This is a genomic window from Apibacter mensalis (assembly GCF_001418685.1).
In the GTDB taxonomy this organism is placed as follows: domain Bacteria; phylum Bacteroidota; class Bacteroidia; order Flavobacteriales; family Weeksellaceae; genus Apibacter; species Apibacter mensalis.
The window spans coordinates 68,911-80,025 of record NZ_LIVM01000002.1 but is presented as its reverse complement, the minus strand read 5'-3'; the positions used below and the strand labels follow the sequence as shown (position 1 = coordinate 80,025).

10 protein-coding genes are annotated in these 11,115 nt (G+C 27.0%); 8 read left to right on the top strand and 2 right to left on the bottom strand.

The window, feature by feature from the left end; genetic code table 11:
- The first annotated feature begins 459 nt into the window (after positions 1-459).
- From ASC36_RS10930 to ASC36_RS10410, 4 genes are all read left to right on the top strand, one after another.
- The gene (locus ASC36_RS10930) at positions 460-1,158 is read left to right on the top strand and encodes an O-antigen ligase family protein (protein WP_221400554.1); all 699 of its coding nucleotides are present in this window, start codon (positions 460-462) and stop codon (positions 1,156-1,158) included.
- Between the two features lie 155 nt (positions 1,159-1,313).
- Positions 1,314-2,417 (top strand): glycosyltransferase family 4 protein, encoded by a 1,104-nt coding sequence (locus ASC36_RS01685; protein WP_073961182.1) that lies wholly within the window; start codon positions 1,314-1,316, stop codon positions 2,415-2,417.
- Positions 2,418-2,466: 49 nt separating this feature from the next.
- Positions 2,467-3,585: a glycosyltransferase gene (locus ASC36_RS01680; protein WP_055424754.1), complete on the top strand. Its 1,119-nt coding sequence runs from the start codon at positions 2,467-2,469 to the stop codon at positions 3,583-3,585.
- Positions 3,586-3,626: 41 nt separating this feature from the next.
- The gene (locus ASC36_RS10410; protein ID WP_073961181.1) at positions 3,627-4,979 is read left to right on the top strand and encodes an exopolysaccharide biosynthesis polyprenyl glycosylphosphotransferase; all 1,353 of its coding nucleotides are present in this window, start codon (positions 3,627-3,629) and stop codon (positions 4,977-4,979) included.
- A 79-nt stretch (positions 4,980-5,058) separates the two neighbouring features.
- Here ASC36_RS10410 and ASC36_RS01670 read toward each other — a convergent pair whose 3' ends face one another.
- Both ASC36_RS01670 and rseP read right to left on the bottom strand, forming a co-directional pair.
- Positions 5,059-6,300 (bottom strand): OmpA family protein, encoded by a 1,242-nt coding sequence (locus tag ASC36_RS01670; RefSeq protein ID WP_055424753.1) that lies wholly within the window; start codon positions 6,298-6,300, stop codon positions 5,059-5,061.
- A 578-nt stretch (positions 6,301-6,878) separates the two neighbouring features.
- A complete protein-coding gene (gene rseP / locus ASC36_RS01665) occupies positions 6,879-8,207 on the bottom strand; it encodes an RIP metalloprotease RseP (RefSeq protein WP_055424752.1) in 1,329 nt (442 codons plus the stop codon).
- 112 nt (positions 8,208-8,319) lie between these two features.
- Between rseP and ASC36_RS01660 the strand changes: the two genes are divergently transcribed.
- The 4 genes from ASC36_RS01660 (at position 8,320) to obgE (ending at position 11,085) form a co-directional block, all read left to right on the top strand.
- A complete protein-coding gene (locus ASC36_RS01660) occupies positions 8,320-8,772 on the top strand; it encodes a universal stress protein (protein ID WP_055424751.1) in 453 nt (150 codons plus the stop codon).
- Between the two features lie 107 nt (positions 8,773-8,879).
- Positions 8,880-9,422: a hypoxanthine phosphoribosyltransferase gene (gene hpt, locus ASC36_RS01655; RefSeq protein WP_055424750.1), complete on the top strand. Its 543-nt coding sequence runs from the start codon at positions 8,880-8,882 to the stop codon at positions 9,420-9,422.
- A 14-nt stretch (positions 9,423-9,436) separates the two neighbouring features.
- The gene (locus ASC36_RS01650) at positions 9,437-10,015 is read left to right on the top strand and encodes an adenylate kinase (RefSeq protein WP_055424749.1); all 579 of its coding nucleotides are present in this window, start codon (positions 9,437-9,439) and stop codon (positions 10,013-10,015) included.
- Between the two features lie 86 nt (positions 10,016-10,101).
- Positions 10,102-11,085 (top strand): GTPase ObgE, encoded by a 984-nt coding sequence (gene obgE, locus ASC36_RS01645; protein WP_055424748.1) that lies wholly within the window; start codon positions 10,102-10,104, stop codon positions 11,083-11,085.
- The last annotated feature ends 30 nt before the right edge of the window (positions 11,086-11,115 follow it).

Below are 11,115 nucleotides of genomic sequence, written 5' to 3'. Positions count from 1 at the left end.
AATCAATATGATAAGAATTCCATAATATTTTTAGAAATGTTTTTTAAAAAAATATATATAATATTAATTTTAATTTTCTTAATAATATTTCCAAAAGGTGGATTTAAGGTGGGAGATATTCCTATAACTTGGGGATATTTGCTATTAATATTTTCAATACCCATATGTTTATTAAGTAAAAATAGGTATATAAATAAAAATAGATATAAAGTATTTATTCTAACCTTACCATTTATAATATATTCATTTATTGTAGTATTATTAAGAATGGAGAAAATCAATTTAGGTTATACTTTATCGTTTTTTTTGAGCTTATTAATTTTACCTTTTGTATTTCTAATTCTATATGATAACATTATAGATAGTAACATTTTTAATAAAATATTTCCTAAAATATTCTTATGGGGAATACGAATTGTGGTTACTTTTGGCTTATTATTATTCTTCTATAGATTATACTTGGGTACTAATTTAGAGATACCTTATCTAACAGTTAATTTTGATGATAATATGGAAGAAAAACACAATAATAGATCAGGAATATCAAAATTATACTCAACATATAATAATGGAAATTTATATGGTATATGCATGATCATATTAACACCATTATTTCTAAAACATGAAAAAAACAATATTTATCGTGCATTATTTTTTATTACACTTTTTTTGACGTTATCAAGAACAATCTGGATAGGAATAATCATCTATTTTTTATTTTTTATATTGAAAAATTTTACAAAAGGTAAAAATATATTCTACATAATATTCGTAGCTCTAGTTTTAATTGTTGGTTTCCCTTATTTATTAAGTTTTATGAATAAGGATATAAGTTTTATCATGGATAGTAATTTAGGTGGTAGAAGATATCAACTTAATATTTTGAAAAATGCCTCTTTATTTGGACAGGGATCATTCAAAGGTATTGCTGAAATTGTTTATCTAACCATTATCGATAAATTTGGAATTATTGGTTTTTTGCTATTTATATTATATTTATCATCTCCAATAATAATATACAAATTAAAGAAGAACACCAGTAATCTTTATTGGGGATTAATTCTATATATGATACTTTGTTTTTCAGACGGTGCAATATTATTAATTCCGGTTATGTCTTTTTATTGGTTTATTGCCTCTTACATGTTTAAAGAGTAAAATACTTATATAAAATTTTAACAATCACATACTATTAAATAAACAGGTTGAAAAGAAAAACCTTATTTCAATAGAGTTATCTAAAAAATATAATGTCGTCGAAAATTAGTATAAATAGCTTATTTATAAGTAATTAAATTAGTAATGTTTATAAGATGAGAAAATTACTTTGTATAGATTGTAGAATGATTTCTATGTCAGGAATAGGGAGGTACATTTCAGAATTATTACCGTATATAATTAAGGAGCTTAAAGAAGATGTGGTCTTATTAGGTAAAAAAAAAGATCTATTACCCTATGATGCTAAAGTTATAAAATTTGATGCACCTATTTATTCCATACAAGAACAAATGGGATACAGGAAAATTATACCTGAGTCGAAATTATTTTGGTCTCCACATTTTAATATTCCCTTATTACCTATTAATTCCCAAAAAAGGATTGCAACTATTCATGATGCTTATCATTTAGCCTATTGTAAAGAATTATCTCTATTACAAAAAATATATGCTAAGAAAGTAATTAATTCAGCCTTAAAAAGATCTGATAAAATTATAACAGTTTCAAATTTTTCAAAAAAAGAGATTTTGCATTATACTGATCAGAAATACAAAGATAAAATAGAGGTTGTGTATAATGGAGTTTCAGATAATAAATTAGAATTAATTAACTACCCGAATGAATTAAACAAGAAACCCATTCCATATCTATTATATGTTGGGAATATAAAACCACATAAAAATTTAGAAAGAGCCATTGAAGCTTATGCTCTTTTTTTAAAAAACCATCCCGAAGATAAGATAAAACCGTTATTTAAAATTGTAGGAAAACGAGACGGATTTATCAATGGAAGTAATAATCGATTAGAAGAACTATTAAACGAACAACCCAATTTAAAAAATTTTATTGTTTTTACAGGTTATATTACAGATATTGAATTGTATAAATTATACTCTGAAGCAATAGCTTTAATATTTCCCTCTAAATATGAAGGTTTTGGGCTACCTCCTTTAGAAGCTATGAAGGTAAAATGTCCGGTATTAGCTTCAGATATACCATCTATTAAAGAAATATGCGGAGATAGTGTTCTCTATTTTGACCCGAATTCAATTATCGATATTTCAAAAAAAATAAATATGATATATTCATCTAAATATTTGCGTAACTCACTCATAATTAAAGGGAACAAAAAATATAGAGAATATACTTGGAAAGAGTCTGCCAAAATACATTTAAATATTTTTAAGAAATTATTGTAATTTTTTTATAAATTGCAATCACTAGCAACTAGATATTCATTGATTTAATATGAACAAAGCATTGGTCCACGATTGGTATTGTACTATAGGTGGTGGAGAGATGGTAGTAAAAGCCCTAAATGAGATATGGGACGATTTTGATCTTTTCTCATTAGTAGATTCTTTTGATGATAAAAAAAGAGATGAAATACTAAATGGCAAAAAAGTTACTACTAGTTTTATACAGAAAATACCTACGGCGAAGAAAAATCATAGAAAATTCTTACAATTATATCCCCAAGCTATTGAGCAGCTGGATGTAAGTAAATATGATTTAATTATAAGTTCTTCCTCTTCTATCGCCAAAGGTGTGTTAAGTCACACTAATCAATTACATATATGTTATTGCCATTCTCCGGCAAGATATGCTTGGGATTTATACCAAAATTATTTATTGGAATCAGGTCTAAATCAAGGTTTGAAAGGTTTATATGCAAAATATATTCTTCACAAATTTAGAATATGGGATGTGATTTCTTCCAATAGAGTAGATTATTTTATAGCTAATTCAAATAATATAGCAAAAAGGATAAAAAAAATTTATAATAAAGATTCTGAAGTTATATATCCGCCCATTGATACAGAATTTTTTAGCTATTATGATCAAAAAAGCGAATTTTATTTAGCAGCCTCAAGAATGGTTCCTTATAAAAAGATGGATCTAATTGTAGAAACTTTCAACACTATGCCGGACAAGAAATTAATAGTAATAGGAGATGGACCAGATTTTAAGAAAATAGCAAGTATAGCAAAGGATAACATTGAACTTAAAGGGTTTGTATCCAATGAAACTTTAAAATTTTATTTACAAAGAGCCAAAGGATTTATTTTCGCAGCAGATGAAGATTTTGGTATATTTCCCGTTGAGGCTCAAGCATGTGGAACTCCGGTTATAGCCCTAGGAAAAGGTGGAGCACTTGAAACGATCATACCTGGAGAAACGGGTGTGTTTTTTAATAAACAAAGCGTTAAAAGTTTAAAGGCTGCTTTAGAAGAATTTTCTAAAATAGAATTTAACTATAAAAAAATAAGAGATCATGCATTAAATTTTTCTAAAGAAAAATTTAAAAATAAAATAAAAAAATTTGTATTAGAAAAATATAAAGAGTTTCAAGATACAAAGCCGTAAGAATTTTAAGAGTGTTAAAGTAATAACATAAACATCTTGTAATGAATCCATATAAATTTTTTATACCAGTGATTCAATTTCTAATTGATATTTTTATTATTATTTATTTGTTCTTCCGTTTTTTAAAATTCCAATATGAAACGCAAGGCGATAAATGGAATCTACTGCTATTATTTGAAAATCACCACAAAGCATTATTGCTATTCATTGTAAGTTGGTATTTTATTTCAGAAAAAACAGGATTATATAAAATAAAAAATAGTAACAATTTTGAATTAATAAGAAAAATTTTTATACAAGTAATTTTTTATGCACTAATAGTATTTGCAATATCAGGATTAAAAAGCAAATATTTATTCAATAACAATATAACATTTCTATATAATATTACGGTTTTAATATCTATCACTTTAATCCATATTCTGGCAGATCTTTATCAAAAACAAAAATTTTCCAGGGCTGTATTTATAGATACTAATAATAACACTAATAATATCATTAAGCATTTTGTACATGGAAAAAAGATACGAAACTTTGGAGAATTTGTTAAATTTCCTCAGAAAAAAGGTCAGTATAAATATGATTTCAACCAATTAAATTTATTCATAAAAAATCATAACATACAAATATTGGTTTTCTCATTAAATGGGGCATTAAGTAAAGAAGTAGAGGACACCATAATTAAATTTTCAGACAGTAAATACATGATTTATATTATTCCGGATTTATCCTATGAATTTTATAAAAATTCGAGTTTAAACTATTTTGAAACTCTACCTATTTATCTTTATAGAAGAAAATTGAATTTATTTAATAAACTTTTTAAAAGAATATTTGATATAACACTTTCATTGATTTTCATTATATTTATATTAAGTTGGCTATTACCTATAATAGCTTTGATAATCAAATTAACCTCAAAAGGCCCCATTATATATAAACAAGAGAGAATGGGTTTACATAGTAAACCATTTAAAATAATGAAATTCAGGTCTATGTATACTGATGCAGAATATAGTGGTCCAAAATTAGCCTCAGATTCAGACCCGAGAATAACATCTATTGGTAAAATTATGAGAAAATACCGTATAGATGAATTTCCACAGTTTATTAATGTACTAAAAGGAGAAATGTCTATAGTAGGTCCACGTCCCGAAAGAAAATATTTTATTGATAAAATTTCAAAATTAGATCCTAATTATAAAAAATTACATAAAGTAAAACCCGGCATAACATCAATTGGGCAAGTATATTTTGGTTATGCAGAAAATGTTGAAGAAATGGCTCAACGTTTAAAATATGATTTATTGTATCTTCAAAATGAGAATTTCTTTTTTGATTTAAAAATTATATATTTAACATTAGTTGTTATGATTCAAGGTAAAGGTAAATAAGTTCTCTATTTCAATAATTTCAGATTAAAGCTAATCCTATTTCATAAAGGGTAGCCTTATAAAGTAACCTTTTTAAAAATTATTTTGAATTAATTAGGGTTAAAATAACTACACGATTATAATAATTTTTAGGATAAGGCTGAATTGTATCCCCTTTACCTGATGAAAAAATACGGTCAGGAGAAATACCATAATCCCTAATTAGCTTATTTTCAATAGCTTTAGCTCTCTTAATGGACAATGCTTCATTGAATTGAGATGAGCCGGTATTTTTATCAGCTAAGCCTACTATTTCAATACTAAAATCTTCATTCTTTTTAAGGAAATCAGCTATATCAAAAATAAGAGTTTCCTGTTTAGGATCAATAGAGCTGCTATTAATGTCAAACTGAATAGAATATGAATTATTTTTAACTATCAGATCTTTAATATATACAGTTTTAGGTTGCAAATTTCTTTGATTTTCCAATTCTCGAAGTAAATTTCTATTTTCCTTAGTTAATGAATCTAATTGTTTAGATAAATTGCTTAATAGCGCTTCTTTGATGGTATATTCAGGTTTAATTGTATTAACGGTATCACAACTTATTTTATCAAATTTTTGTTTATTACTTAATCCTATTATTAATCCCAAATTTACTGAGCCAATGCAATTCCAATCCTGTTTTTTATACGATTTAACCCACTTTCTTTGATATTGAGCATCATTAAATTTGGATTGTACAGTTTGACCTGAAATATCAAAACTAAAAGTTAATTTTTCGTTAATGCGAAAAGTATTAAGTAAGCCCAAAACAATTACCGGTGAATTATTGTCTATTAAATTCCTATCCGTACCCATACCTGCTCCGGCGTAGGTAATTAAGTTATAAAATCTTTTATCTTTATAACCATACAATAAATTTGAAAAATTAAACATTGCATCGGCATGTACCGTAATATAATATCCTCGTGTCATATGATGTATTTTGCTAGGATCAAGTGTATTTAAATCAATAGGTTCTCCAGTGTTGATATCGTAAACAGGTTTTCCATTAACGTTAAAAGTATGTTTTTTTCCACCTTGTAATGTTAATCTTGCTCCTATTAATGGAGAAAACCATTTTCCGACACTTAATGTAGTAGCCCAATTTAATCTTTCAATAAAGTTAGCTTCTTTATGTTGCTTACCGCCAAAATATACACCGCTACCACCTCCGAAATTAAAAAACCAATTATCCCAAAAATTGTTTAATACATATTTTTGATTATCTATAGTTTCCTGAGAGAATAAATAAGATGAACACAGAGATAAAAAAAGAACTAATACTATCTTTTTCATGTAAATTATAAATATAATGTGCAAATATACTATTAAATTATAGTAAAAAAAATAAAATTTAATATTATATTTAATAAAAAAATATAAAATACAATTATTTTATTATATATAAAGTATAGTTATTTCTTAATTTATTCATATAAATAAAGAGAGATTTTTATAAATTTTAATTTATATTTATTAATAATAAATTATCATTTAATTATATTTTTTTTATATAAATTTGTAGATTAAAAATATTTAAATAGTTTTTTAAATTTAGTATTTTTAAAGAAGTTATAAATTTAAAAAAAATGAATTAGAAATTTTTTTAAATCTAAATTTCTGATTTATCTAATTTCAATAATAAAAAGATAATTATTTATATATATTATAAAGATAAAGCAATTGAATGCTATATAATTTATGCTTAGCTTTAGGATTATTTTTTAGTTTTGATTTAAAAAAGGTTGCATATTTTTTAATATGCAACCTTTCTTTATGAATTTGTAATTATAGTTGAATAATTGTGATATTTAATAAAATATTGTATTATTATTCTTAAATTTTAATCATAGTCATAATATAGATTGGATTAGTTATTTGTTTATAATACTTTGTACAATATTCCAAATATCGTTTCCAAATACCAGTATCATTAGTCCTAGAAGAATAAAAATGCCAACCATTTGAATCTTTTCCATGGTTTTATCACTTAATTTTCGGCCTGTAATCATTTCAGCAATAGTAAATAGAGCATGCCCCCCGTCTAACCCTGGAATAGGTAATAAATTTAAGAAAGCAAGCCAGATGGAAAACATAGCAGTAAAACTCCAGAATTGTCCCCAATTCCATTCAGGTGAAAAGGCTTTGTATAATCGTAATGGTCCGCTAACTTGTTTATATGCTTCAGTTTTAGGATTTATAATAAGTTTGAATTGTTTTATTTGTACCAATAACATTTCCCAAGATAATACTGGAGCTCTTTTAATGGCATCTATAAAATTATATTTTTTATAGGCTGTTGCATTTTTTAAATTTGAAGCACTAGGGACAAATCCAAGTACGGTACTATCAGGCACAAAAAGTTTTACATTTATATTTTGCCCATTTCGATTTATACCTAAAGTAATACTGTCATTTTTATGTTTATTAAGTTCAAATTTAAATTCATCTAAATATTTAATGGATTGTCCGTTAAAACTGAAAATAACATCTCCTTTATTAAGATACTTTGAAGCTAATGAATTAGGTAAAATCGAATCCACATCTACAATTATTCGTGGCGAAATGAAACCTCTTCCTTCTTGCTTTAAAACATCTTTTTTTTCTTCAGGAAGAAGATTGAATTTAATAATTTTTCCATCACGCTTAACTGTTACATTATCACCGAATAAAAGTGAAACAGGTAAATAATTAAAAGTAGGAATCGCTTTATTATCAACCTTTAAAATAATATCTCCATTTTTAAAGCCTAATTTTTTTCCTACATCAGAAAAAGCATACCCGTCTTTTAGTTGATCAGTATTAATAGTTTGTTCACCGGTTGTCATTAAAATTCCTGCATAAATGACAATGGCTAACAGAATATTTACAAAAATTCCGGCAAGCATTATAATTAACCTTTGCCAAGCCGGCTTAGAACGAAATTCCCAAGGTTGAGGTGGATTTTTCATTTGCTCAGTATCCATACTTTCATCAATCATACCGGCTATTTTAACATATCCCCCCAAAGGCAACCAACCAATTCCATATTCAGTATCGCCTATTTTCTTTTTAAATAAAGAAAACCAGGGATCAAAGAATAAATAAAATTTTTCAACCTTTGTCTTAAAGTATTTTGCCGCTAAAAAGTGCCCCGCTTCATGAAATACAACTAAAATTGATAAACATAATAATAATTGGGCAATTTGGATAAATATATGCATGTTCAATATAAAACTTAGTTTGCAAAAATAATAAAATTTATTATATAGAAATTTTATGATAAAAATAAAAATATTGATTAACTTTAAACTGTATATATAAAACAATAGGGTTATGAAAACGATGATAGTACCTGTAGATTTTTCAGCTTCTACAAAATATATTTTGAAAGAAGCTGTCATCTACGCTAAAGCTACCGGAAGTAAAATGTGCCTTTTACATGTTGCCAGTTTAGATCTGGGTTTTATTATAGGGGATATCGGTTTTCAATATCTCCCGGAATTGGAACAAGCGGGTATGAAGGAAGAAACCGGACAATTAGTAGAATATGAAAAATCTATCAAAGAACAAGGAATTGAAGTAGAAATTGTAATTAAACAAGGTACTCCGGCAGACATAATTTTAAAAGAGGCAGAATTAAGAAAAGCTAATCTTATCATTATGGGGTCACATGGACGAGGTATACTCATGGAAGCAATTCTGGGTAGTGTTTCAAAAAATGTTATTAATAAATCTAAAGTTCCCATTCTTATTGTTCCCCCCAATCAACATCATCACGAAAAATAATATAATATTTTAAGATGGTAAATTTATCTAAAATTAAAAAATATAGACTTCAAACTTTGATATTTTGTCAATATCATTATATTTGCGCATAGTAAAGATAGTTATTTATGGAAGAAATTAAGATTCTGGATAAAACTTTTACCTCTTTTATCTCTTCAGAAGAAATAGACCATTCCATACAAAGGATGACGAATACTTTGTATGAAGAATACAAAGATAAGATACCTGTCTTTATAGGGGTACTCAATGGAGTTATTATGTTTTTCAGTGATTTTTTAAAAAATTATAAAGGTAATTGTGAAATTGGCTTTCTTCAAGTATCCTCATACAAGGGTGGATTGCAAAGTTCAGGCACTGTGGATTTAATTGCGGATATGACAGTAGATATTACAAACAGGGATATAATAATACTTGAAGATATTATTGATACCGGAAATACCCTGGAATATCTATATAAATTACTAGAAATAAAACCTGTAAGAAGCATTAAAATAGCAACCTTGTTCTTTAAACCGGATGTATACAAAAAGGATTTAAATATAGATTTAATAGGCATGAATATACCTAACAAATTCGTAATAGGTTATGGATTGGACTATAACGGATTAGGAAGAAATTTTAAAGACTTATACCAATTAAAAGGAGAATAAACAGAATTTCAAATATGAATATAATTGTTTTATTTGGCCCTCCCGGAAGTGGAAAAGGGACACAAGCAAAAATTTTATCAGAAAAATTTCACTTAGAACACATTTCCACCGGAGATTTATTCAGATATAATATAAAGAATAATACGAAATTAGGACAAGAAGCCCAATCTTATATAAATAAGGGAAATTTAGTTCCGGATGAACTTACCACCGAAATGCTGATTGACGAACTTCGAAGAAATTCAAGTCAAAAAGGATTTATTTTAGATGGGTATCCAAGAACTAAAAGCCAGGCTGAAACGCTTGATAAATTATTAAATACCATATTTCGAACTCAAGTTGATGTGACGTTAGCACTATATGTAAAAGATGAAATTCTTGTAAAAAGAATATTAAAAAGAAGTGAGGCCAGCGAACGTTTAGATGATGCAGATGAAAGTATAATTCGAAACAGAATCAATGAATATTATGAAAAGACAGCTGTTGTGTCTAATTATTATAAACAACAACATAAGTTGGTAGAATTAGATGGAGAAGGAAATATTGAAGAGATTACAGCAGCTTTGTCTAAAGAAATAGAAAAGTTTATTTAACGAGTACATACATGTACGTACCTACTTATAAAAAAGGATTATTATGAAAAATAATAATCCTTTTTTTACAAAAATAAAAGATAGTTATGCAGTCGAATTTTGTTGATTATGTGAAAATTTTTTGTAAAAGTGGACATGGCGGTGCAGGTTCTGCACATCTTCACAGGGCAAAATATATACCTAAAGGAGGTCCCGATGGAGGCGACGGAGGAAGAGGAGGACATATAATTTTAAGGGGCAATGCTCAATTGTGGACATTATTGGCTTTAAAATATTCTAAGCATAATAAAGCTGAAAATGGTCAACCGGGCGGAAAGCAAGAATTAACCGGTGCCAATGGAGCCGATTTGTATATAGAGGTTCCTGTTGGAACCATAGTTAAAGATGAAAACGGAAATATTGTTGGCGAAATAACTAAAGATAAAGAAGAATTTATTTTATTAGAAGGAGGAAAAGGAGGATTAGGAAATTCACACTTTAAATCTCCAACAAATCAAACTCCACGTTATGCTCAACCCGGCTTACCGGGTAAGGAAGCTAATTTTATTTTAGAGTTAAAATTATTGGGCGATGTAGGATTGGTAGGTTTTCCTAATGCAGGAAAATCAACACTGTTATCTGCTATTACTTCAGCAAAACCCAAGATAGCCGACTATGCTTTCACCACTCTGGTTCCCAATTTAGGAATAGTTAAATACAGGGATTTCCAATCATTTGTAATTGCAGATATACCCGGTATTATTGAAGGAGCATCCGAGGGGAAAGGATTAGGTCACAAATTTTTAAGACATATAGAGAGAAATTCAATCTTATTATTTTTGATTCCGGCAGATGCAAAGGATTATTATCAAGAATATCAAATTTTGTTAAATGAGCTCAATAAATATAATCCGGAATTGAACGATAAAGACAGAATACTTGCAATTTCAAAATCAGATTTGTTAGATAAAGAATTGAAAGAAGAAATAAGAAAGACTTTTCCAGAAAATTTTAAATTACTATTTATTTCTGCTATAACGGGAGAAAATCTTATTCAATTAAAAGATGAACTTTGGAAATTATTACATTAGTAAAAATCAAATAATCATACTTATTTGTAT

Excerpts from the sequence above, each read along its gene's own strand:
- ASC36_RS01685 (WP_073961182.1), top strand. The coding sequence starts at position 1,314 with ATGAGAAAATTACTTTGTATAGATTGTAGAATGATTTCTATGTCAGGA.
- ASC36_RS01680 (WP_055424754.1), top strand. The coding sequence starts at position 2,467 with ATGAACAAAGCATTGGTCCACGATTGGTATTGTACTATAGGTGGTGGA.
- ASC36_RS10410 (WP_073961181.1), top strand. The coding sequence starts at position 3,627 with ATGAATCCATATAAATTTTTTATACCAGTGATTCAATTTCTAATTGAT.
- ASC36_RS01670 (WP_055424753.1), bottom strand. The coding sequence starts at position 6,300 with ATGAAAAAGATAGTATTAGTTCTTTTTTTATCTCTGTGTTCATCTTAT.
- rseP (WP_055424752.1), bottom strand. The coding sequence starts at position 8,207 with ATGCATATATTTATCCAAATTGCCCAATTATTATTATGTTTATCAATT.
- ASC36_RS01660 (WP_055424751.1), top strand. The coding sequence starts at position 8,320 with ATGAAAACGATGATAGTACCTGTAGATTTTTCAGCTTCTACAAAATAT.
- hpt (WP_055424750.1), top strand. The coding sequence starts at position 8,880 with ATGGAAGAAATTAAGATTCTGGATAAAACTTTTACCTCTTTTATCTCT.
- ASC36_RS01650 (WP_055424749.1), top strand. The coding sequence starts at position 9,437 with ATGAATATAATTGTTTTATTTGGCCCTCCCGGAAGTGGAAAAGGGACA.
- obgE (WP_055424748.1), top strand. The coding sequence starts at position 10,102 with ATGCAGTCGAATTTTGTTGATTATGTGAAAATTTTTTGTAAAAGTGGA.